This is a genomic window from Streptomyces sp. NPDC059788 (assembly GCF_042732265.1).
In the GTDB taxonomy this organism is placed as follows: Bacteria; Actinomycetota; Actinomycetes; order Streptomycetales; family Streptomycetaceae; genus Streptomyces.
Window position 1 is genome coordinate 54,895 of record NZ_JBHWHY010000030.1, and the last position, 22,893, is coordinate 77,787.

A 22,893-nucleotide genomic window follows, 5' to 3' on the forward strand; every position below is an offset into this window, starting at 1 on the left:
CCGTATCGGAAGCGGCGTACGCTGGGGCGCATGGCCAGCTCCTCCGCACCTTCCGGCATAGCCGACGCGCACCGGCACGTACCCGAGCACATCCACCGCCGCCGCTGGGCGATCCTGACCGTCCTGATGTTCAGCCTGCTGATCGTGGTGCTGGACAACTCGATACTCAACGTGGCGATGAAGACGATCGCCACCCCGGCCCCCACCGGCCTCGGCGCCACCCAGAGCCAGTTGGAGTGGGCGATCAACTCCTACACGCTGGTCTTCGCGGGGCTGCTGTTCACCTCCGGGCTGCTCGGCGACCGCCTGGGCCGCAAGAAGGTGCTGCTCTTCGGCCTGCTGGTGTTCGGCGTCGGCTCGGTGCTGGCCGCCGTCGCCGGGTCGCCGGGGCAGCTCATCGCCTTCCGGGCGGTGATGGGCCTGGGCGGCGCCTTCGTGATGCCCGCGACCCTCGCCGTCCTGATGAACGTCTTCGAGCGGGACGAGCAGCCCAAGGCGATCGGTATCTGGGCGGGCGCCGTGGGCCTGGCCGTCGCGATCGGCCCGATCGCGGGCGGTCTGCTGCTGGACCATTTCTGGTGGGGTTCGGTCTTCCTCGTGAACGTACCGATCGTGCTCGTCGCGCTGATCGCGATGATCGTGCTGGTGCCCGACTCGAAGGACCCCCGGCCGGGGAAGCTGGACCCGGTGGGCGTGCTGCTCTCCGTCGTCGGCCTGGTGCTGCTGGTGTACGGGATCATCAAGGGCGGCCAGCTCGCCGACTTCACCGACCCGCAGGTGCTCGGCACGGTCCTGGGCGGCCTGTTCGTCCTGGTCGTTTTCGTGCTGTACGAGAAGCGCACCGATCATCCGTCGATCGACATCAATCTTTTCCGCAAGCCCGCTTTCTCCGCCGCCGTGGGCGCCATCGCGCTGGTCTTCTTCGCGCTGATGGGCGTCACGTTCTTCATGGTCTTCTACATCCAGAGCGTGCGCGGCTACACGCCGCTCCAGGCGGGCCTGCTGATCCTGCCGCTGGCCGGCGCGCAGATGATCTTCGCGCCGCGGGCCCGGCTCGTCGTCGAGCGCTTCGGCTCGCGCGCCGTCTGCACGGTCGGCATGGTGCTGGTCGCCGCCACCCTGGCCGGCTTCCTGCTACTGGACACCGGCACCCCGATCTGGGTGCTGGAGGTGCTCTTCTTCGTCCAGGGCACCGGTATGGCGCACATCATGCCGCCGGTCACCGTCTCGGTCATGCAGTCGCTGCCGCGCGAGAAGGCGGGCTCCGGATCGGCCCTCAACAACACGTTCCGGCAGGTCGGCGGCACGCTCGGGGTCGCCGTACTGGGGTCGCTGCTGTCCACCGTCTACCGCGACGGCATCGACGGGACGCTGAACGCCGTACCCGGCCTCCCGGAGGGCGCCCGGCACGCGGCGGGCGAGTCCATCGAGGCGACGCTCGGCCTCGCCCGGCACCTGGGCCCGGCGGGGCAGGCGCTGGCCGACGAGGCGCACGCCGCGTTCATCCACGCGATGCACGTCACCGCGCTGGGCTCGGCCGCCGTCGCGGCGCTCGGCGCCGTGGTGGTCGCGGTCTTCCTGCCGGGCAGGACGGGGTCCGCTCCGCGCGGTACGGACCGTGCGGAGCGGAAACAGGCGGGAGCACGGTCATGAGCCGCACGGCGGATACGGGCGCGGCGGACACGGGCCTGGTGGATACGGACCGGGCGGATACGGCGGCGCCGGCCCCGGGCGCCGCCGTGCCGGTCACGGAAGTGGCCGGTGGTGCGCCGGGCGTCCGCGCCCCCGACCCGCGCCGCGGCCGCCCGCGCAGCGCCGCCGCCGACACCGCGATCGTCGAGGCCGTCCTGAGCATGATCGAGGACGGCGTCTCCATCGGCGAGATGTCGATGGAGCGCATCGCCCGCGAGGCCGGCGTCGGCAAGGCCACCGTCTACCGGCGCTGGCCGGGCAAGAGCGCCCTGATGCTGGACGTGATGCGCTCGCTGGACACCGACATCCCGCCGCCGGCCGGCGCCTCGGTGCGCGACGACCTCGTGGGCATCATCGAGTTCCTGCGCATCCGCGGCCTGGCCAAGCGCAACTCGGCGCTGCTGCGCACCGTGGTCACGCACGTCAAGGCGCAGCCCGCGCTCTGGCGGGAGTACCACGAGACGGTCCTCCAGGCCCGCCGCGAGGTACTGCTGTCCGTGCTGCGCCGCGGCATGGCGCGCGGCGAGATCCGTACGGACCGGGACATCGACCTGCTCGCCGACCTGTTCGTCGGCCCGGTGCTGTCCCGGGCCGTGCTGCACGAGTGGGCGGACCTGCCGGAGGGGCTGGCCGAGGAGATCGTGGACACGGTGCTGGACGGCGTACGACCGCGGGCCTGACCGCCGGACGCCGCCCGGCACCGGAAAGACATCGAACGACAAGCAGCCGCAAAAGATGACATCACCTGACCGCTCCATGACGGGACTATGCCCGTTCTGTCACAGCCCCCAGGGCGGCCCCCGGGCCAGGAACCCGGAGCCGTCAGCGTGCCGTCCTCACTTCTAAGAAAGCACATTACGGACCATCGCCTAGGGTCGGAGATCACAGGTGGGGCGTACGGAGCAAGGCAGTGAGGGCAGCGGCATGGCGCAGGCATACATGACGGAGTCGGGGCAGGGCCAGGACCCTGGGCGGACCGCCTCCCGAGCGCGGCGCCTGCGCGACTGGTGGCGCCCGGAGGGCATGTGGCGCCGGGGCATCGTGCTGGCGGTGCTGGCGCTCCTCATCGGCCTGTTGATGATCCTGCACGCGCATGTCCCCAACACCGTGGGCAACCTCGGCAGCCTGCTGGAGACGTTCCTGCCGTGGCTCGGCATGATCGGCGTCCCGGTGCTGCTGATCGCCGCCGTGCTGCGGCGTTCCACGACCGCGCTCGTCGCGCTGCTGCTGCCCGCCATCGTCTGGGTCAGCCTCTTCGGCGGGCAGGTCACGGACAAGAAGGGCACCGGCGGCAATCTGACCGTCGCCACCCACAACGTCGACGCCGACAACCCCGACCCGGCGGGCACGGCCAGGGACATCGTGAAGTCGGGCGCGGACGTGGTGGCCCTGGAGGAGCTGACCGGCGACGCGCTGCCCAAGTACAAGGAAGGGCTCGCCAAGGCGTACCCGTACCGCACGGTGCAGGGCACGGTCGGCCTGTGGAGCAAGTACCCGCTCTCCGACGCCGCGCCGGTCAACATCAAGATGGGCTGGACCCGCGCGCTGCGCGCCACCGTCAAGGCGCCCGACGGCCGGCAGGTCGCCTTCTACGTCGCGCACCTGCCGTCGGTCCGGGTCAAGCTCAACGCGGGCTTCACCGCCAACCAGCGCGACGACAGCGCGGCCGCCCTCGGCGAGGCGATCTCCCGCGAGCGGGTCCCGCAGGTCATCCTGCTCGGCGACCTCAACGGCACCATGAACGACCGCTCGCTGGCCCCGGTCACCTCCCAGATGCGCTCGGCCCAGGGCGCGGCGGGCGACGGCTTCGGCTTCAGCTGGCCGGCCGGCTTCCCGATGGCGCGGATCGACCAGATCATGATGAAGGGGATCGACCCGGTGTCCTCCTGGTCGCTGCCCCGGACCGGCAGTGACCACCTTCCGCTGGCCGCCTCGGTCAAGATCTGACAAAGCCCGGGCGGCTGTCACACCCCGGCGGAGCGGGCCCTGCCCGCTCCGCCGCGCGGTTGTGCCGGACCACTCGCCCCTCCTGCGTAACATTCCGTTCTCCTGTCGGAATGAATGGGCTGAGAGACTTTGTTCCGTAGAAGAACTTACGGACATCCAGCCGCGTACGCCGTACGGAACCCCCTGAGCCCCGGCGCACCGCTCCACCGCGCCCGGAAGGCCCGTACGCACCGTTTTCGAAAGGTCTCTCATGCCCCTGGCGCTGCTCGCGCTGGCCGTCTCCGCCTTCGGCATCGGCACCACCGAGTTCGTGATGATGGGCCTGCTGCCCAATGTCGCGGGCGACCTGGGTACGTCCGTGCCCACGGCCGGCTATCTCGTCTCCGCCTACGCGCTCGGCGTCGTCATCGGCGCCCCGCTGCTCACCGCGCTCGGCGCGCGCATCCCGCGCAAGCGGATGCTCCTGCTGCTCATGGCCGTCTTCACCGTCGGCAACCTGGCCTCGGCCCTGGCGCCCAGCTTCGGCCTGCTGATCGCGGGCCGGCTGCTCGCCGGTCTGCCGCACGGCGCGTTCTTCGGCGTCGGCGCGGTGGTCGCCGCCCGGCTGGTCAAGGAGGGCCGGCAGGCCCGCGCGGTGGCCACCATGTTCCTCGGCCTGACCGTCGCCAACATCGTCGGCGTGCCCGCCGCGACGCTGCTCGGCCAGCAGCTCGGCTGGCGCGCGACCTTCCTGGTCGTGGCCGCCATCGGCCTGGTCGCGATGGCCGCGCTGGCCCGCCTCGTACCGCACATGCCGCACGGGGAGCGCGGCGGCGTGGGCCGCGAGATCCGCGCCATGGGCAACCGGCAGGTGGTCCTCGGCCTGGTCACCGCGGTCTTCGGCTTCGCCGGCGTGTTCGCCGTCTACAGCTACCTCGCCTCGATGATGACCGAGGTCTCCGGCTTCGCCGAGGCGTCCGTCCCGCTGGTCCTGGCGCTCTTCGGCGCCGGTATGACGCTGGGCGCGCTGGCCGCGGGACCGCTGACCGACCGCGCGCTGCGGCCCACGCTGTACGGGGCGCTCGCCGCCCTCGCGGCGACCCTCGTGGTCTTCAATTACGCGGTGCACATCAAGTGGGCGGCGCTGGTCTGCGTCGTCGTCCTCGGCGCGGTCGGCTTCATGACCACCACGCCGCTGCAGATGCTGGTCATGAAGAAGGCGCAGCACGCGCCGACCCTGGCCTCGGCCTCCAACCACTCGGCGTTCAACCTGGCCAACGCGGGCGGCGCCTGGGTCGGCGGTGTGGCCATCGCGGCGGGCTGGGGCTGGACCTCCCCGGCGCTGGTCGGCGCGGTGCTGGCCGTCGTCGGCCTGGGCATCGCGGTCACCGCGGGCCTGCTGGACCGCGGCGGCTCCGCGTCCTCGCGCATCGTCGCGAGCAGCGCGGACGCGGACGAGGTGCCCGCGGAGCTGCCGGGCCGGGTGGGCTGACCCGGTGGCCGGGCCCGGCGCGGCACCGGGCCCGGGACGGCGCCGGGTCCGATACGGCCCCGGCCCCGTCCCTCAGACCGACTCCCGCCAGTGGTTGGTGACCGGCAGCCGCCGGTCCTTGCCGAAGCCCTTGGCGGAGATCTTCGTGCCCGGCGGGTACTGCCGCCGCTTGTACTCGGCCGCGTCCACCATCCGCAGCACCCGCACCACCAGCTCGTCCTCGTACCCCCGCGCGACGATCTGCTCGCGCCCCTGGTCGCGGTCGACGTACAGCTCCAGGATCGCGTCCAGGAGCCCGTAGTCGGGCAGCGAGTCGGTGTCCACCTGCCCCGGGCGCAGTTCGGCGCTCGGCGGCTTGGTGAGGGAGTTCTCCGGGATCGGCGGTGTACGTCCGTGATCGGCCGCCGACCGGTTGCGCCAGCGCGCGAGCCGGAAGACGTCGCTCTTGTACACGTCCTTGATCGGCCCGAAGCCGCCCACCGCGTCGCCGTACAGCGTCGAGTAGCCGCACGCCAGCTCGGACTTGTTGCCCGGCGCCAGCACGAGGTGGCCCTCCTGGTTGGAGAGCGCCATCAGCGTCGTCCCGCGCAGCCGGGCCTGGAGGTTCTCCTCGGCGACCCCGGTCAGCTCCAGCGACCCCAGGTACGCGTCGAACATCGGCGCGATCGGCACCGTCCGCAGCCGCAGCCCGGTCCGGCGGGCCAGCTCGGCCGCGTCCTCCTTGGAGTGCTCGGAGGAGTAGCGGGACGGCATCGAGACGCCGTACACGTGCTCCGCGCCCAGCGCGTCGCAGGCCAGCACCGCGACCAGCGCGGAGTCGATCCCGCCCGACAGCCCGAGCAGCACGCTGCGGAACCCGTTCTTGGCGGCGTACGCCCGCAGCCCCAGCACGAGCGCCCCGTAGACCTCCTCGTCGTCCTCCAGGCGGCGGGCCTGCCCGCCCGGCGCGCCCGGCACAGTCGTCCCGCCCGTCCCGCCCGGCGCGTCATCGGGCAGCGGGTCCGGCGTCAGGACGACGTGTTCGATCCGCAGCCCGTCGTCCACCACCCCGGACGGCGGCTCCGGCGCGGCGGCCGGCAGGTCCAGGTCCAGCACCACGCAGCACTCCTCGAACTGCGGCGCCCGCGCGAGCACTCCGCCGTCCCGGTCCACCACGATCGAGTCGCCGTCGAAGACCAGGTCGTCCTGCGCGCCGCACATCGCCAGGTACGCGGTCGTGCAGCCGGCCTCCCGGGCGCGCCGGCGGACCAGTTCCAGCCGGGTGTCGTCCTTGTTCCGCTCGTACGGCGAGGCGTTGACGGAGACCAGCAGCCCCGCCCCGGCCGACCGGGCGGCGGGCACCCGGCCGCCGTCCTGCCACAGGTCCTCGCAGATGGCGAGCGCCACGTCCACGCCGTGCACCCGCACGACGGGCAGTGTCCCGCCCGGCACGAAGTACCGGAACTCGTCGAAGACGCCGTAGTTGGGCAGGTGGTGCTTGGCGAAGGACAGCGCCACCGTGCCGCGGCAGAGCACGGCGGCGGCGTTCCGCGGGGCGCCGGCCGGCTGCCCGTACCGCGGTTCGGCCTCCTCGCAGCGGTCCAGATAGCCGACGACCACCGGGATGTCCCCGAGCCCCTCGTCGGCGAGCCGGGCGGCGAGCGCGTGCAGCGCGGCCCGGCTCGCCTCGACGAACGACGACCGCAGCGCCAGGTCCTCGACGGGATAGCCGGTCAGCACCATCTCGGGGAACGCGATCAGGTGCGCGCCCTGCCCGGCGGCGTGCCGGGTCCGGCGCACCATCGATTCGGCGTTGCCGGCGAGATCCCCGACGCAGCAGTCGATCTGGTTCAGAGCGAGACGAAGGCGTGGCACGCGGCCGAGCTTAGGTGCCCGGACGGCGCTGTACGAGGAGGAGGCGGCCGGGCCGCGCCGGGAGCCGGGCGGGGCCCGGACCGCGCCCCGCCCGCCCGCCGCCTACTTCTCGTAGCCGAGGACCGTCATCATCCCGGACTCCGCGTGGTAGACGTTGTGGCAGTGCAGCATCCACAGGCCGGGGTTGTCGGCGTCGAGGTCGACGTCCAGCCGGCGGCCGGGCAGCACGATCGCGGTGTCCTTGCGCGGGCCGTCGCCCGGCAGCGCGAAGGTGTGGCCGTGCAGGTGCATCGGGTGCCACATGGTGGTGTTGTTGCGGAACGACAGCCGTACGCGCTCTCCGGCACGCACCGGATAGCGCTGGTCCGGCGCGTACTTCCGGCCGTTGACGGCCCAGTCGTACTTCGCCATGGAGCCCGTCAGGTCGAACCGGACCGTGCGGTCCGGCTTGCGCGACGCCAGGCGTACGGACCCGTCGGCCTTGAGCCGGTCGGCCGTCAGCAGCCGCCCGTCCAGCTCGTCCGGCCGTACGGACGCCCCGGGCGCGGCGCCGCCGCCGGTGCGCAGTACGGCCAGCGCGGTCCGCTTCTTGCCCTCGGCGAGCGCGGTCAGCGGGAAGACGCCGTCCTTGACCGTGACGACGACGTCGTAGCGCTCGCCCATGCCGAGCAGCAGGGCGTCCGTCTCGGCGTGGGCGACGGGGTAGCCGTCGGTGTGCGTCACGGTCAGCGGGTGGCCGCCGAGCGCGACGCGGTAGGCGGTGTCGCCGCCCGCGTTGACGAAGCGGATGCGGACCCGGTCGCCGGGCCGGGCGCGGAAGGTCTGCGGGTCCTGCGGGGTGCGGCCGTTGACGAGGTGGTACGGGTAGTCCACGTCGCCCGCGTCGCCGCCCAGCAGCTCGCTGGTGGCGCCCATCAGCATGCGGGAGGGCCCGGCGGGGGACGGCGCCTTGCGGCCGCCCATGGTGTGCGCGGCCCCGTGCTCCATCCCGCCGTGGTCCATGCCGCCGGAGCCGGACCCGTGGTCCATTCCTCCCGAGCCGGACCCGTGGTCCATCCCGCCCATGCCCTTGGACAGTTCGGCCAGCACCGCGTCCGGCGTGCTGCCGTCCACCCCGTCGACCCAGTCGTCCAGGACGACGACCCACTCCTTGTCGTAGGAGAGGGGTTCCTTCGGGTCCTCGACGATCAGCGGCGCGTACAGGCCGCGGTCCTGCTGTACGCCCGAGTGCGGGTGGAACCAGTACGTGCCGGGGTGGCTGACGGCGAAGCGGTAGGTGAAGGAGCCGCCCGCCTTGACGGCGCGCTGGGTCAGGTCCGGCACGCCGTCCATGTCGTTGCGCAGGGCCAGGCCGTGCCAGTGCAGGGACGTGGCCTCGGGCAGGTGGTTGGCGAGGGCCAGTTCCAGTGTGTCGCCCGCGGTGACCCGGACCTCCTTGCCGGGCAGGCCGTCCCCGTACGCCCAGCTGGCGACCGTACGGCCGCCCAGGTCGAGCCGGGTGGCGGTGGCGGTCAGCGCGACCTTCCGTACGGGGCCGGAGCCGCGCTTCGCCTCGGCGGCGGTCACCTCCGGGCCGTCGGGGGAGACGTAACCGCCCGGTGTCCCGGCCGGGTTGCCCGCGTGGCCGCCCTTCGTGCCGTCCGTGCCGGAGCCCGACGAGCAGGCGGCGAGCAGACCGGTGCCGGCGGCGGCGATTCCCGCGCCGAGCACGGCGCGGCGAGTGTGGGTACGCATGGTGGAAAAACACCTCGTGGTGGTGGAAAACGGTTGCGGTGGGCGTGCGGGGGCCGGGCCGCGGACGCGCGCAGGCGTCGGCGGCCGGCCCGCGCTTCTACACGCGCAGGACCGAGAGCCGGGCGAGGTGTTTGTGCCGGGGGACCGGTGGCGGCACCGGCCACAGGTCGCGCAGCAGACGGGCCCGTACGGCGGCGAGGAGGCCGGCGGCCCGCCGGCCCAGCAGCCGCCCCGCACGGACCAGGACGAGTACGCACAGGGAGAGCACGGCCAGGCAGACCGCGCCGGGGTTCATGGCGTGATGGTCGTCGGCAGTGGAGGAGGAGTGCCGCGCTTGCCGCGGCTCCTGATGCGGCGCGTGCTGTGCGGAAGGGGCCGGACGAGCCTCGGCGGCTGTCCGGTGCGCCGCGGGCATCGGTCCCGAGCCGTGCCCGCCCACCGGGTGCCCGAGGGTGTGCATGCCGACGATGCCGACGATCAGCGCGGCGAACAGCAGCAGCCGGCCGCACCACGCGGCGGCCTTCCCCTGTCCTCGCACTCCGTACGGCATGTCGACGGTCCTCCCGGTACCCCTTCCAGCACCCTACCCCTACGGGGTATACCGCTCCTGGGTGCCCCGGTCCACGCCCGCTTTGCCTATCCTTGACCTTTCCAAGCGCCCTTGGCGTCCGTGCCGATCACCAGGATGTCCGTGCAGCCGAGCAAGAGCCGCCGTGCCGCCGCCCCCGTCCTCCTCCTGCTCGGCGCGGTGGCCTACACCGCGTGGGTCCTGGAGGTGGTCCTGTCCACCGGCCTCGACCCCGTACGGACCTATGTCAGCGAACTGGCCGCCGCCGACCAGCCGCTCGGCGGCCTCTTCCGCGCCACGGACCTGCTCGCCGGACTCCTGGTGCTGGCCGGCGCGGTGGCCGCGCTGCTGACACTGGAGCGGCGGCGCTGGGACACGGCCGGCTGGGCCGCGCTCGCGCTCTTCGGCGCCGCCACCGCCGTCGACTCCCGGCTGCCGCTGAGCTGCACGCCCACCAGCGACCCGGAGTGCGCGGCCCGCGAGACCGCCGGCCTGGTGCCCGCCACCCACACCGCGCACGCGATCAGCAGTTCGCTGGCCATGGTGGGCGCGCTGGCCGCGCTGGTCCTGCTGACCGTCGCCGCCCGCCGGTACGGCCGGTGGCCGCCGATGGGCCGCCTCGCGCCGTGGCTGACCCTCGCCGAACTCGCCGCCACCGCCTGGACGCTCACCTCCATCGCGGCCTTCACCGAGGGCCACGGCACCTGGGCGCTCGGCGTCGGCCAGCGCCTCCAGGTGCTGCTCGTCGCCCTGTACGTGGGGCTGCTCGCGTGGTGCGTCGGGCGAGCGGGCACCACTACGGGGAGGGAAGGGGAAACGGCATGAACGGGGACGGCGAGCGCAGGAGGACCAGGCACGGCACCGCCAGGAGGCCGGCCCCCGCGCCCGGCCGCATGCTGCGCGTCGACGGTGTGGTGCTGCACGTGCTGCGCGAGGGCGGCGGGCCGGTGTGCGTGCTCAGCGGCGGGCTGGGCATGGGGTGGTTCGACTGGGACGCGGTCGCGGCCCGGCTCGCCCCGTACCGCACGGTCGTCCGCTTCGACCGGCCCGGCCTGGGGCTGAGCGCGCCCGCGCCGGGGCCGCCCACCGCGGCGGGCGAGGCCGCCCGCATCGCGCACGTCCTGGACGCGCTCGGCCTGCCGGGGCCGTGCACCGTCGTCGGGCACAGCCTGGCCGCCTTCCACGCCGAGGCGTTCGCCCGGCTGTATCCGGACCGCGCCGACGGCATCGTCCTCGTCGACGGCAGCGTGGAGGAGGACCCGCGCCCGCTGCTGCCGCGCACCGTCCGTACGGCCTGGGCGGGCGGCCTGGCCTCGGTGCTCTCGGCCGCCGGGGTGCCGCGCGCCCTCGGCCCGGCCGCGCGCCGCCTGACCACCCGCGTCCAGACCGTGCGCGACCACCCGCGCGATCCCCGCGAGGCCGGCAGCTACCGCACCAGCCGGGTGCTGCGCGCCTGCGTCCTGGAGAACGCGACGTACGCCTACCAGGCCGCCGAGGTCGCCGCGCTGCGCCCGGACCACCCGCTGTGGGGCGTGCCGGTGACGGTCCTGGCGGCGTACGACGGCAGCGAGACGCAGCGCGAGCTGCGCTGGCTGGAGCGGCAGCGGGCGCTGGCCACGCAGCTCGGCGGCACCTTCGCCGTCGCCGCCCCGGCCGGGCACCTGGTGATGGCCGACGCGCCGGACGCGGTGGCCACGGCCGTCCTGTCGCTCACCGCGGACCCGGACCTGGAGGGCCCGCAGCGGGGGCGGTGAGGGCGCGCGGCCCGGGAGGCGGGGCGCCCCGGCCGTTCACGGCTTCGCCGTCCGGCGTGCCCTCAGCTCGAAGAACTGCGCTACGGACGCCGCGCCGACGAGCACGTCCCACAGGCGGTCGGCGTCCGCGCCGGTGGGTGTGGGCGCCACCACGGGCCCGAAGAAGCCGCGTTCGCCGCCGGGCGTGGTGAGCACCGTGACCGGCGAGCCCGCGTTCCTGCCGGAGAACTTCTGCGCCGCCTCGCGCGCCCGCGCCACCCGCCGGTCCAGCCCGGTGTCGTGCAGCGCGTCGGCGTAGGCCGCGCCGCCCGCGTCCGCCAGGGCCCGTTCGGCCGTCCGCGGTGACGGGTCGGCGTCGCCGTCGAAAACCGCCGCGCCGTACGCGGCGTAGACGGCGCCGGTCAGCGCGTCCCGGCCGTCGGCGTGCGCGGCCTCGGCCAGCCGCAGCAGGCAGCGGCTCCCGGCGACGGCCGGGCGTCGGTCGGCGGGCAGCTCGTCCGGCGGGGCCCCGTCGGTCAGGTCGAAGGCGCGGTAGTACAGGGGGATGTCCCGCCGTCCGGTGGCGTCCACGAGCCAGCGCGCGGTGCGCCAGGTCCAGGGGCACACGGGGTCGAAGTGGAACGTCACGGCCGTGACGTCGAAGTGGTCGCTCACGGGTTCTCCTCGGCCGTCGGTACGGGCTCGGGTGCGGGCACGGACCCGGACACCGGTACGGCCCGGGCCCCGGCAGAACAAAGCGGGATGATCCGGTCCGTTGCCTCCCGGAATACCGTCCGCCGCTCCCGGGCAAACGTCCCGGTGCCCCTTGCGGCCCGGCGGTTCTGATCTCGGCCAAGGGTGCGTAATGTGACGGTAACCCCCTCACGTGATACTGGTGTGCCACACCTCGTTGCCCGACGGGGGGTGGACAGGCCGATTGACCTGCAAGGATTGGTGAGCCATGGACAAGCAGCAGGAGTTTGTGCTCCGTACGCTGGAGGAGCGCGACATCCGCTTCGTACGACTGTGGTTCACCGACGTACTGGGGTTCCTGAAGTCCGTCGCCGTGGCCCCGGCGGAACTTGAGCAGGCCTTCGACGAGGGCATCGGCTTCGACGGCTCCGCGATCGAGGGCTTCGCGCGGGTGTACGAGTCCGACATGATCGCCAAGCCGGACCCGGGCACCTTCCAGATCCTGCCCTGGCGCGCCGAGGCCCCCGGCACCGCCCGGATGTTCTGCGACATCCTCATGCCGGACGGCTCCCCGTCCTACGCCGACCCGCGCTACGTCCTCAAGCGCATCCTGGCCAAGACCTCCGACCTCGGCTTCACCTTCTACACCCACCCCGAGATCGAGTTCTTCCTGCTCAAGGACAAGCCGGTGGACGGCACCCGGCCGAGCCCCGCGGACTCCTCCGGCTACTTCGACCACACCCCGCAGAACGTCGGCATGGACTTCCGCCGCCAGGCGATCACCATGCTCGAATCGATGGGCATCTCGGTCGAGTTCAGCCACCACGAGGGCGCGCCGGGCCAGCAGGAGATCGACCTGCGCTACGCGGACGCGCTGTCCACGGCCGACAACATCATGACCTTCCGGCTGGTGATGAAGCAGGTCGCGCTGGAGCAGGGCGTCCAGGCCACGTTCATGCCCAAGCCGTTCTCGGAGTACCCCGGTTCGGGGATGCACACCCACCTCTCGCTCTTCGAGGGCGACCGCAACGCCTTCCACGAGTCCGGCGCCGAATACCAGCTCTCCAAGGTCGGCCGCTCCTTCATCGCCGGCTTGCTGCGGCACGCGGGCGAGATCTCCGCCGTCACCAACCAGTGGGTCAACTCCTACAAGCGCATCTGGGGCGGCGCCAACCGCACCGCGGGCGCCGGCGGCGAGGCCCCCTCGTACATCTGCTGGGGCCACAACAACCGCTCCGCGCTCATCCGCGTCCCCATGTACAAGCCCGGCAAGATGGGCTCCACCCGGGTCGAGGTCCGCTCCATTGACTCCGGCGCCAACCCCTATCTGACGTACGCGGTGCTGCTCGCCGCCGGACTCAAGGGCATCGAGGAGGGTTACGAACTCCCGGCCGGCGCCGACGACGACGTATGGGCGCTGTCGGACTCCGAGCGCCGCGCCATGGGCATCGAGCCGCTGCCGCAGAACCTCGGCGAGGCCATCGACCTGATGGAGCGCAGCGAACTGGTCGCGGAGACCCTCGGCGAGCACGTCTTCGACTTCTTCCTGCGCAACAAGAAGCAGGAATGGGAGGAGTACCGCTCCGAGGTCACCGCGTTCGAACTGCGCAAGATGCTGCCGGTGCTGTGACCGGTGGCCCTCCTCGCGGGGCCCGACAGAACTTCGGCGGACTTCCGGAGAGCCTTCGAGAGGCGGCACGGCCATGGCACATCCCGCTCCGCAGGGACAGGGGCGGCGCAGCAGCGCCTTCACCCGGCTGCTGCGGTACGGCTTCACCGACCCGTCGGCGGCCGGGCGGCTCCTCCAGGCGCCCGAACTGGCCGCCGTACGGGACGACTCGGTGCTCCTGGAGGCGCTCGGCGCCACCGCCGACCCGGACCTGGCGCTGACCGCGCTGGTCCGGCTGACGGAGGCGCAGGACGAGGCCGAGCGGCAGAAGCTGCTGAGCACCCTGATCACCGCGAAGCCGCTGCGCGACCGGCTGCTGGGCGTGCTCGGCGCGTCCGAGGCGCTCGGCGACCACCTCGTACGGCACCCGCGCCACTGGCATTCGCTGGTCACGTACGAGGCGGCCGACCTGCACCCGGCCACGCCGGAGTTCGAGGCGGCGCTCGCCGAGGGCGTCTGGGGCGAGCCGGGCCGGCACCGGCCGCGGCCCGACGCGCTGCGCGCCGCCTACCGCCGGTGCCTGCTGGGCATCGCGGCCCGCGACGTGTGCGGCACGACCGACCTCGCCGAGACCGCGGCGGAACTCGCCGACCTGGCGACCGCGACGGTCCGCGCCGCGCTGGAGATCGCCTGCGAGGAGCAGCCCACCGACGCCGCCGCCTGCCGCCTCGCCGTCGTCGCGATGGGCAAGTGCGGCGGCCGGGAGCTGAACTACGTCTCGGACGTGGACGTCATCTTCGTCGCGGAGGCGCGCGACGGCACCGAGGAGGCCAAGGCGCTCCAGGCCGCGACGCGGCTGGCGGGCCGGATGATGCGGGTGTGCTCCGACGTCACCGCCGAGGGCACGATCTGGCCGGTGGACGCCAACCTGCGCCCCGAGGGCCGCAACGGCCCGCTCGTGCGCACCCTCAACAGCCACCTCGCCTACTACGAACGCTGGGCCAAGACCTGGGAGTTCCAGGCGCTGCTGAAGGCCCGGCCGATGGCGGGCGACGCGGAGCTGGGCAAGGAGTACGTGGCCGCGGTCACCCCTCTGGTCTGGCAGGTCTCCGAACGCGAGAACTTCGTCACCGACGTACGGCAGATGCGCCGCCGCGTCGTGGAGAACATCCCCGCCGCCCAGATCGACCGCGAACTGAAGCTGGGCCCCGGCGGGCTGCGCGACGTCGAATTCGCCGTCCAGCTGCTCCAGTTGGTGCACGGCCGCAGCGACGCGACGCTCCACAGCCCGGCCACGCTCGAAGCCCTCTCGGCGCTGGCCTCCGGCGGCTACGTGGGCCGCGAGGACGCCAGGGCGCTGGACGCCGCGTACTGCTTCCTGCGCACGCTGGAACACCGCATCCAGCTCTACAAGCTGCGCCGCACCCACCTGATGCCCGAGGACGAGCCCGACCTGCGGCGCCTCGCCCGTTCGATGGGCCTGCGCACCGAACCGGTCGAGACGCTCCGCAAGGAGTGGCGCTGGCACGCCCGTGAGGTGCGGCGGCTGCACGAGAAGCTGTTCTACCGTCCGCTGCTGGACGCCGTGGCCCACCTGGAGCCCGGCGGCACCCGGCTCTCCGCCAAGGCCGCCGGCCAGCGCCTCGAAGCGCTCGGCTACGCCGACCCGGTCGCGGCCCTGCGCCACCTCGAAGCGCTGGCGTCCGGCGTCACCCGCAAGGCCGCCATCCAGCGCACGCTGCTGCCCGTCCTGCTGGCCTGGTTCGCCGACTCCGCCGACCCGGACGCCGGGCTGCTGAACTTCCGCAAGGTCTCCGACGCCCTCGGCAAGACCCCCTGGTACCTGCGCCTGCTGCGCGACGAGGGCGCCGCGGCCGAGAACCTGGCCCGCGTCCTGTCGGCCGGCCGCTTCGCCCCCGACCTGCTGCTGCGCGCCCCCGAGGCGGTCGCGCTGCTCGGCGCGAAGGACGGGCTGCGGCCGCGCGGCCGTGCCGCGCTGGAGCAGGAGGTGCTGGCCGCCGTCGGCCGCGCGGAGGGCGCCGAACAGGCCGTCGCGGCGGCCCGCGGGGTCCGGCGCCGGGAACTGTTCCGTACGGCGGCGGCGGACCTGATCGGCGCGTACGGCACCGACGGCCACCCCGCCGAACAGGACCGCGGCCACGCCGCCGACGTGGTCGGCTCGGCCGTCTCCGACCTGACCGCCGCCACCATCGCGGGCGCGCTCCGCGCCGCCGTACGCGAGCAATGGGGCGACACCCTGCCCACCCGCTTCACCGTCATCGGCATGGGCCGCTTCGGCGGCCACGAACTGGGCTACGGCTCCGACGCCGACGTGCTGTTCGTGCACGAGCCGCGCGAGGGCGCCGACGAGCAGGAGGCCGCCAAGGCCGCGCACGCCGTCGCCAACGAGATGCGGCGCCTGCTCCAGCTCCCGTCGTCCGACCCGCCCCTGCCCATCGACGCCGACCTGCGCCCGGAGGGCAAGACCGGCCCGCTGGTGCGCACGCTCTCCTCCTACGCCGCCTACTACCGGCGCTGGTCGCTCGTCTGGGAGGCGCAGGCCCTGCTGCGCGCCGAGCCGGTCGCGGGGGACGCCGGCCTGGGGGAACGGTTCATCGAGCTGGTCGACCCGCTGCGGTATCCGGTGGAGGGCCTGGGCGAGGACGCCGTACGGGAGATCCGGCGGCTCAAGGCGCGCATGGAGACCGAGCGGGTGCCGCGCGGCGCCGATCCCACCACGCACACCAAGCTGGGGCGCGGCGGCCTGAGCGACGTGGAGTGGACCGTGCAGCTGCTCCAGATGCAGCACGCGTGGGCGGAGCCGGGGCTGCGTACGACCCGTACGCGCGCGGCGCTGGCCGCGGCCCGCGACGCCGGGCTGCTGGCCACGGAGGACGCGCAGATCCTCGACGAGGCGTGGGTGCTGGCGTCGCGGGTGCGCAACGCCACGATGCTGGTACGGGGCCGGCCCGGCGACACGTTCCCGTCCGACGCGCGGGAGCTGGCGGCGGTCGGCCGCTACCTCGGATACGAGGAGGGCCACGTCGGGGAGATGCTGGACGACTACCGGCGCACGACGCGCCGGGCGCGTGCGGTGGTGGAGGAGCTGTTCTACGGGGCGGCGGGCTGAGGCGGCGGGCCCGCGGGGCCGGCGGCCGGGCGGCCGGGCGGCCTCAGGCCACGGCCACCCGCCGCGGCAGCCGGTGCGGCAGCGCCGCGTACCAGGCGAAGGCCAGGCCGATCCCGAACGCGAGGCACAGGATGCCGCCCACCGCGTCGAGCCAGAAGTGGTTGGCGGTGGAGACGATGACCATCAGGGTCGTCGCCGGGTAGAGCAGGCCCAGCACCTTGGCCCACACCGGCTTGGCGATCAGCGCGATCATCACGCCGCACCACAGCGACCAGCCGATGTGCATCGACGGCATGGCCGCGTACTGGTTGGACATCGAGGCCAGGTTGCCGGACGCCATCGAGCCCCACGTGTGGTGGACGATGACGGTGTCGATGAAGCCGCCGCCGTTCATCAGGCGGGGCGGGGCCAGCGGGTAGAAGTAGTAGCCGACGAGGGCGACGCCCGTGGTGGCGAAGAGCGCGAGGCGGGCGGCCGCGTACCGGCCGGGGTGCCAGCGGTAGAGCCAGACCAGCACGCCGATGGTCAGTATGAAGTGGAGCGTGGCGTAGTAGTAGTTCATCGAGACGATGAGCCAGGTCACCGAGTCCACGGCGTGGTTGACGGTTTTCTCCACCGCTATGCCGAGGGTGTGCTCGGCCTGCCAGATCCAGTCCGCGTTCTTCAGCGCCTGGGCCTTCTGCTCGGGCACGGCGTTGCGGATCAGGGAGTAGACCCAGTAGCTGACCGCGATCAGCAGGATCTCGAACCAGAGCCGCGGGGAGCGGGGGGAGCGCAGGCGGGCCAGCCGGCCACCGGAGGCCACGCCCGGTGCGCGCTCCTCGGTGGGTGGCGGCACGGCCGTACGGCCGTCAAGAGTCTTCACATGCGCTTCACCCATAGGCAGACAGTCTGCCAGAAAGGGGTCGATGGCCGATCACCCTCTGGTCGGGTCCGGGCGGGGCCCGCGTAGCACCTTAGGGGGACGCGTGACCCCTGCCCAGGTGGGGGTCGGGTCTGTCTTACGTCAGGGGCGTACCGGCCCGTAACGGACGCCCGTGGATCTCTCAGGCGCGGCCGGGGTCCGTACCGGAGAGGCTGCCGTCCGTGTCGGAGGAGGCGGCCGGGGCGGGAATCCGGGCGGCCTTCGGCGCCGAAGCGGTTGAACCGCGAACGACCAGCTCGGGGTGGAAGACGAACTCGCTGTGCGGCGCCGGGGTGCCGCCGACCTCCTCCAGCAGCGCGCGCACCGCCGCCTGCCCCATCGCGGTGACCGGCTGCCGGATCGTGGTCAGCGGCGGGTCCGTGAAGGCGATCAGCGGGGAGTCGTCGAAGCCGACGACGGAGACGTCCCGGGGCACGTCCAGGCCCTGCTGCCGGGCGGCCCGGATCGCGCCCAGCGCCATCATGTCGCTGGCGCACACCACCGCCGTGCAGCCGCGGGCGATCAGCGCGGCGGCCGCGGCCTGCCCGCCCTCCAGGGTGTACAGGGAGTGCTGGACCAGCTCCTGGGCGGCGGCCCGGTCCAGCCCCAGCTGCTCGCCCATGCTGCGCAGAAAGCCCTCGATCTTGCGCTGGACGGGCACGAAACGCTTCGGCCCGAGGGCCAGCCCGATCCGCTCATGGCCCAGTGCCGCCAGATGGGTGACGGCGAGGCGGATCGCGGCCCGGTCGTCCGGTGAGACGAAGGGCGCCTGCACCTTGTCGGAGAAGCCGTTGATCAGGACGAAGGGCACCCCCTGGCCGCGCAGCTGCTCGTAGCGCCGCATGTCGGCGGAGGTGTCCGCGTGCAGTCCGGAGACGAAGATGATCCCGGCGACACCGCGGTCCACCAGCATCTCGGTCAGCTCGTCCTCGGTGGAGCCGCCCGGTGTCTGGGTGGCCAGCACCGGGGTGTAGCCCTGGCGGGTCAGCGCCTGGCCGATCACCTGCGCGAACGCCGGGAAGATCGGATTCTCCAGCTCCGGCGTTATCAGGCCGACCAGCCCGGCGCTGCGCTGCCGCAGCCGGACGGGACGCTCGTACCCGAGCACGTCGAGCGCGGCCAGCACGGACTGGCGGGTGGCGGCGGAGACACCGGGTTTTCCGTTGAGCACCCGGCTGACGGTGGCCTCGCTGACACCCGCCTGCGCTGCGATGTCGGCCAGCCGGGCGGTCATGGGTGGGACTGTACCGGTCGCCCCCCGGATTGCCCACGCTGCCCGCACCGCACGGCGGGCGGCGCGGGCGGTCCGGTCCGCCGGGGCCGTCCGTCAGAGCGCCCACCAGGTGCAGGAATCACCGGGCAGTACGGCGGTGGCGCCTGCGGCGGGGACCGTCGCGGAGGACAGCAGCACCCGTCCAGGGCGGGGGAGTTCGACGGCGCGGTCGAGGGTGTTGAGGGTGCACAGCAGGTCCGTACGCCCCGAGCGGCCGGTACGGGTGAAGGCGAGCAGCCCCTCGGGGGCGTCGGTCCAGGCCAGGTCCCCGTCGCCGAGGCCGGGGTGGGTGCGGCGCAGGGCGAGCGCCGCGCGGTACAGCTCCAGGGTGGAGGCCGGGTCGCCGGTCTGGGCCCGTACGGACAGGTCCTTCCAGGAGCGCGGCTGGGGGAGCCAGCTGCCGCCGGGCCCGAAGCCGTACGCGGCCGTCTCGCCGCACCAGGGCAGCGGCACCCGGCAGCCGTCGCGGTGCCCGTCCTGCCCGTCGCCGCGGAAGAACGCCGGGTCCTGGCGGACCTCGTCGGGCAGGTCGGTGACCTCGGGCAGGCCCAGTTCCTCGCCCTGGTAGAGGTAGGCCGAGCCGGGCAGCGCGAGCATCATGAGGGTGGCGGCGCGGGCGCGCCGCAGGCCGCCGAGCCGGGTGGCGTGCCGGACCACGTCGTGGTTGGACAGCACCCAGGAGGTGGTGGCGCCGACGGAGGAGGTCGCGGCGAGCGAGGCGTCGACGACCGCGCGCAGCGAGGCGGCGGACCAGTCGGCGGTCAGGAACTGGAAGTTGAAGGCCTGGTGGAGTTCGTCGGGCCGGACGTACAGGGCCAGGCGCTCGGGGCTGGGCGCCCAGGCCTCGGCGACGCCGATCCGCTCGCCCGGGTAGGAGTCCAGCAGGCGGCGCCAGGCTCGGTGGATCGCGTGGACACCGTCCTGGTCGAAGAAGGGCAGGACCTGGCTGCCGATGAGTTTGGCCTGCTCCTTGCGGCCGATGTCCGGCAGGCCCGGGGCCTTGACCATGCCGTGCGCGACATCGATGCGGAAGCCGTCCACCCCGAGGTCGAGCCAGAAACGCATGATGGACTCGAACTCGGCGTGCACGTCCGGGTCGTCCCAGTTCAGATCGGGCTGCTCCGGGGCGAACAGGTGCAGATACCAGTCGCCGCGCCCGGTACGGGTCCAGGCGGGCCCGCCGAAGACCGACTCCCAGTCGTTGGGCGGCAGCTGGCCGGACGCGCCCTTGCCGGGGCGGAAGATGTAGCGCCGCCGGGCCAGTTCCGGGTCCTGGAACCAGGGGTGCTGGTCGGAGGTGTGGTTGGGCACGATGTCGACGATCACCCGCAGGCCCAGCGCGTGCGCGGCCCGTACCAGGTCGTCGGCGTCCTCCAGGCTGCCGAACAGCGGGTCGACGCAGCGGTAGTCGGCGACGTCGTACCCGCCGTCGGCCTGCGGGGAGGCGTAGAAGGGGGTGAGCCAGACGGCGTCCACGCCCAGTTCCCGCAGATACGGCAGGCGTTCGCGGGCGCCGCGCAGGTCGCCGATGCCGTCACCGTCGCAGTCGGCGAAGGAGCGTACGTACACCTGGTAGATGACGGCGTCGCGCCACCAGCCCGGCCGGCCGCCGGGCTCTGCCGTCGCGCCGGCGGGGTCGGTCGAGGTCAGCTCCTGGGTCATCTGGCATCCCTGTCGAGAGTGGGGCGATTCGGGCAGAGCGTCCATGCATCGTCTTGCAGGGTCCAGGCATCGATCGGCGGACGGTCGTCTACGGGATCAACGCGCGGAGCACGGCGGGGTGACGGGCCCGTGGGCGCTCGGGCCCCTGGTGAGCGGCCTGCTGGGGCGCGGTGGGCGTGTCGTGCGCGGGCGCCGCCCCCTGCAACCCCTTCCAGCGACCTTGCAGAAATTTGCCGCAAGGTCTTTCGAATTCATTTCCGCGCTGTTACGTTCCTGTCCGCCATCACAGGCGTTCCGAACGGCCGAGCGAGGCGTTCCGGCGCCATCTCGGGCGTTCCCCCTAAGGAGTTCACATGCGGCGTGGCACAGTGGCCACCGCGCTGGTCGCGGGTCTGGCAATGGCGGCGACAGCGTGCGGTGGCGGCGGCGGAGGCGACCAGTCGAGCGGCGGCGAACTGTCGGGCACCGTGACCTTCTGGGACACCTCCAACGACGCCGAGAAGGCGACGTACAAGAAGCTGGCCGAGAGCTTCGAGAAGGAGCACCCCAAGGTCGACGTCAAGTACGTCAGCGTCCCGTTCGGCGACGCCAACGCCAAGTTCAAGAACGCCGCGGGCGGCGGGGCCGGCGCCCCCGACGTGATGCGCACCGAGGTCGCCTGGGTCGCCGACTTCGCCAACCTCGGCTACCTCGCCCCGCTGGACGGCACCCCGGCCCTGGACAACACCGGCGACTACCTTCCGCAGGCCCTCGGCAGCACGAAGTTCAAGGCCAAGACCTACGCCGCGCCGCAGGTCACCGACACCCTCGGCCTCTTCTACAACAAGCGGCTGCTCAAGGAGGCCGGCGTCGGGGTCCCGAAGACCTTCGCCGAGCTGACCGCGGCCGCCGAGCAGATCAAGGACAAGACCGGAGCGACCGCGCTGTACCTGCGCGGCGACGACCCGTACTGGTTCCTGCCGTACCTCTACGGCGAGGGCGGCGACCTGGTCGACGCCCGCGACAAGGTCGTCGAGATCGACGACGGCGCCGGGGTCAGGGCCTTCAAGGCCATCAAGGACCTGGTCGACTCCAAGGCCGCCGTCACCGACGCCACCGACGGCCAGGAGAACCAGCTCAAGGCCCTCAAGGACGGCAGCGTCGCGATGGCGGTCAGCGGCCCCTGGGACATCGAAGGCGTCCGCTCGGGCAAGGAGTTCAAGGACGGCAAGAACCTCGGCGTCGCGCCCGTACCCGGCGGCAGCGCCTCCCAGGGCTCCCCGCAGGGCGGCTGGAACCTCTCCGTCTACGCGGGCTCGAAGAACCTCCAGGCGTCCTACGCCTTCGTGAAGTACATGAGCTCGGCGAAGATCCAGCGGCAGACCACCGAGCAGCTCAGCCTGCTGCCCACCCGCAAGTCCGTCTACCAGGCCCCGTCCGTCAAGAACAACGAGATGGTCGGCTTCTTCGGGCCCGCCGTCGAAAAGGCCGTCCAGCGCCCGTGGATCGCCGAGGGCAACGCGCTCTTCGAGCCCATCAAGGTCCAGATGAACAAGGTCCTCACCGGCGCGAGCACCCCCGAGCAGGCCGCCAAGGCCGTCGGCGACAGCTACCGCAAGATCCTCAAGGACTACAAGTGACGGACACCGTACGGATGTCCCGCGGGCGGGGGACGGGGCGGGGGGAAGGGGGCGCTGTGGCCGGGGCTGTACCACCGGGGCGCCTGCGCAAGGCCGTTGGCACCCACTGGTACGCCTGGACCATGGTCGCCCCGGTGGTGCTCGTCATCGGCGTCATCATCGGCTACCCCCTGGTCCGCGGCCTGTACCTGTCGCTGACGGACGCCGACGAGGCGAACGTCGAACGCCACATCGGCATGAACCACATCCCGGCCACCTACGAGTTCACCGGCCTGGACAACTACACCGCGATCCTCGGCGACGGCGTCTTCTGGGGCCGGCTCGGCTGGACCGTCGTGTGGACCGTGGCCTGTGTCGGCCTCACCTTCGCCATCGGCCTGACCCTCGCCAACCTCCTCAACCGCCGACTGCGCGGCCGCACCTTCTACCGGCTGGCGCTGATCCTGCCCTGGGCCATCCCCGCCTTCGTCTCCGTCTTCACCTGGCGGCTCCTCTACAACGAGAAGAACGGCCTGCTGAACAAGCTGCTGGCGGGCGGCGGCATCGACGCGGTGCCGTGGCTGAACGACCCGACCTGGGCCAAGCTGTCGGTCATCGCCGTCAACGTGTGGCTGGGCGTACCGTTCATGCTCGTGGCGCTGCTCGGCGGCCTCCAGTCGATCCCCGGCGAGCTGTACGAGGCCGCGGAGATGGACGGCGCGGGGCCCTGGCAGCGGTTCCGCAACATCACCCTGCCCGGACTGCGCGGTGTGAGCAGCACCGTCATCCTGCTCTCCACCATCTGGACGTTCAACATGTTCCCGGTGATCTTCCTGCTCACCCGGGGCGGACCCGGCGACGCCACGGAGATCCTGGTGACCTACGCCTACCGGCTCTCCTTCGTCGACAGCCCGCGCGACTTCTCCGGCTCGGCCGCCTGGGGCGTGCTGATCCTGCTCCTGCTGTCCCTGATCGCCGTCGTCTACCGGCGGTCGCTGCGCAAGCAGGGAGAGGTGTGGTGACCA

Annotated in this window: 17 protein-coding genes; 10 read left to right on the top strand and 7 right to left on the bottom strand. The window is 72.8% G+C overall.

Going from position 1 to position 22,893, the window contains the following annotated elements; genetic code table 11:
* Nucleotides 1-30: 30 nt before the first annotated feature.
* The 4 genes from ACFV57_RS25410 to ACFV57_RS25425 all read left to right on the top strand — a co-directional run bounded on the left by ACFV57_RS25410 (nucleotide 31) and on the right by ACFV57_RS25425 (nucleotide 5,110).
* Nucleotides 31-1,653 carry an MFS transporter gene (locus tag ACFV57_RS25410; RefSeq protein WP_385236641.1) on the top strand — a complete coding sequence of 541 codons (1,623 nt, stop codon included), beginning with the start codon at nucleotides 31-33 and terminating at the stop codon, nucleotides 1,651-1,653.
* Nucleotides 1,650-2,372, top strand: a complete 723-nt coding sequence (locus ACFV57_RS25415; RefSeq protein ID WP_385236644.1) for a TetR/AcrR family transcriptional regulator — start codon at nucleotides 1,650-1,652, stop codon at nucleotides 2,370-2,372. Before ACFV57_RS25410 ends, ACFV57_RS25415 begins: the two co-directional genes overlap by 4 nt.
* A 259-nt stretch (nucleotides 2,373-2,631) precedes the next feature.
* Nucleotides 2,632-3,639: an endonuclease/exonuclease/phosphatase family protein gene (locus tag ACFV57_RS25420; protein ID WP_385236816.1), complete on the top strand. Its 1,008-nt coding sequence runs from the start codon at nucleotides 2,632-2,634 to the stop codon at nucleotides 3,637-3,639.
* A gap of 250 nt (nucleotides 3,640-3,889) precedes the next feature.
* Entirely contained in the window at nucleotides 3,890-5,110 is a 1,221-nt protein-coding gene (locus ACFV57_RS25425) for an MFS transporter (RefSeq protein ID WP_385236647.1), read from the top strand.
* 72 nt (nucleotides 5,111-5,182) lie between these two features.
* On the opposite strand, the gene ACFV57_RS25430 is transcribed toward ACFV57_RS25425, so the two are convergent.
* From ACFV57_RS25430 to ACFV57_RS25440, 3 genes are all read right to left on the bottom strand, one after another.
* Nucleotides 5,183-6,964, bottom strand: a complete 1,782-nt coding sequence (locus ACFV57_RS25430) for an NAD+ synthase (RefSeq protein ID WP_385236650.1) — start codon at nucleotides 6,962-6,964, stop codon at nucleotides 5,183-5,185.
* Nucleotides 6,965-7,066: 102 nt separating this feature from the next.
* On the bottom strand, nucleotides 7,067-8,698 hold the full coding sequence (locus ACFV57_RS25435) for a multicopper oxidase family protein (protein WP_385236653.1): 1,632 nt from the start codon (nucleotides 8,696-8,698) through the stop codon (nucleotides 7,067-7,069).
* Between the two features lie 97 nt (nucleotides 8,699-8,795).
* Complete coding sequence (locus ACFV57_RS25440) at nucleotides 8,796-9,248, bottom strand: hypothetical protein (protein WP_385236656.1); 453 nt, start codon at nucleotides 9,246-9,248, stop codon at nucleotides 8,796-8,798.
* Nucleotides 9,249-9,383: 135 nt separating this feature from the next.
* On the opposite strand from ACFV57_RS25440, the gene ACFV57_RS25445 reads away from it, so the two are divergent.
* Together ACFV57_RS25445 and ACFV57_RS25450 are read left to right on the top strand one after the other, a co-directional pair.
* Nucleotides 9,384-10,091, top strand: a complete 708-nt coding sequence (locus ACFV57_RS25445; RefSeq protein WP_385236659.1) for a DUF998 domain-containing protein — start codon at nucleotides 9,384-9,386, stop codon at nucleotides 10,089-10,091.
* Between the two features lie 68 nt (nucleotides 10,092-10,159).
* Nucleotides 10,160-11,020 carry an alpha/beta fold hydrolase gene (locus ACFV57_RS25450; protein ID WP_385236819.1) on the top strand — a complete coding sequence of 287 codons (861 nt, stop codon included), beginning with the start codon at nucleotides 10,160-10,162 and terminating at the stop codon, nucleotides 11,018-11,020.
* 36 nt (nucleotides 11,021-11,056) lie between these two features.
* Here the strand turns inward: ACFV57_RS25450 and ACFV57_RS25455 are convergent, their stop codons facing one another.
* Complete coding sequence (locus tag ACFV57_RS25455; protein WP_385236662.1) at nucleotides 11,057-11,674, bottom strand: DsbA family protein; 618 nt, start codon at nucleotides 11,672-11,674, stop codon at nucleotides 11,057-11,059.
* Nucleotides 11,675-11,960: 286 nt separating this feature from the next.
* Here ACFV57_RS25455 and ACFV57_RS25460 point away from each other — a divergent pair, with 286 nt between their 5' ends.
* Together ACFV57_RS25460 and ACFV57_RS25465 are read left to right on the top strand one after the other, a co-directional pair.
* Nucleotides 11,961-13,322, top strand: coding sequence for a glutamine synthetase family protein (locus tag ACFV57_RS25460; protein ID WP_030670291.1), 1,362 nt, complete (start codon nucleotides 11,961-11,963; stop codon nucleotides 13,320-13,322).
* A gap of 73 nt (nucleotides 13,323-13,395) precedes the next feature.
* Nucleotides 13,396-16,431 (top strand): bifunctional [glutamine synthetase] adenylyltransferase/[glutamine synthetase]-adenylyl-L-tyrosine phosphorylase, encoded by a 3,036-nt coding sequence (locus ACFV57_RS25465; RefSeq protein ID WP_385236665.1) that lies wholly within the window; start codon nucleotides 13,396-13,398, stop codon nucleotides 16,429-16,431.
* Nucleotides 16,432-16,474: 43 nt separating this feature from the next.
* On the opposite strand, the gene ACFV57_RS25470 is transcribed toward ACFV57_RS25465, so the two are convergent.
* The 3 genes from ACFV57_RS25470 to ACFV57_RS25480 form a co-directional block, all read right to left on the bottom strand.
* On the bottom strand, nucleotides 16,475-17,311 hold the full coding sequence (locus ACFV57_RS25470; RefSeq protein WP_385236668.1) for a phosphatase PAP2 family protein: 837 nt from the start codon (nucleotides 17,309-17,311) through the stop codon (nucleotides 16,475-16,477).
* A 166-nt stretch (nucleotides 17,312-17,477) separates the two neighbouring features.
* A complete protein-coding gene (locus ACFV57_RS25475; protein ID WP_385236671.1) occupies nucleotides 17,478-18,569 on the bottom strand; it encodes a LacI family DNA-binding transcriptional regulator in 1,092 nt (363 codons plus the stop codon).
* A 93-nt stretch (nucleotides 18,570-18,662) separates the two neighbouring features.
* The gene (locus ACFV57_RS25480; protein WP_385236674.1) at nucleotides 18,663-20,270 is read right to left on the bottom strand and encodes a glycoside hydrolase family 13 protein; all 1,608 of its coding nucleotides are present in this window, start codon (nucleotides 20,268-20,270) and stop codon (nucleotides 18,663-18,665) included.
* 353 nt (nucleotides 20,271-20,623) lie between these two features.
* Between ACFV57_RS25480 and ACFV57_RS25485 the strand changes: the two genes are divergently transcribed.
* Both ACFV57_RS25485 and ACFV57_RS25490 read left to right on the top strand, forming a co-directional pair.
* The gene (locus ACFV57_RS25485) at nucleotides 20,624-21,889 is read left to right on the top strand and encodes an extracellular solute-binding protein (RefSeq protein WP_385236677.1); all 1,266 of its coding nucleotides are present in this window, start codon (nucleotides 20,624-20,626) and stop codon (nucleotides 21,887-21,889) included.
* Between the two features lie 14 nt (nucleotides 21,890-21,903).
* Nucleotides 21,904-22,890: a carbohydrate ABC transporter permease gene (locus tag ACFV57_RS25490; protein WP_385236821.1), complete on the top strand. Its 987-nt coding sequence runs from the start codon at nucleotides 21,904-21,906 to the stop codon at nucleotides 22,888-22,890.
* Nucleotides 22,891-22,893: the final 3 nt, after the last annotated feature.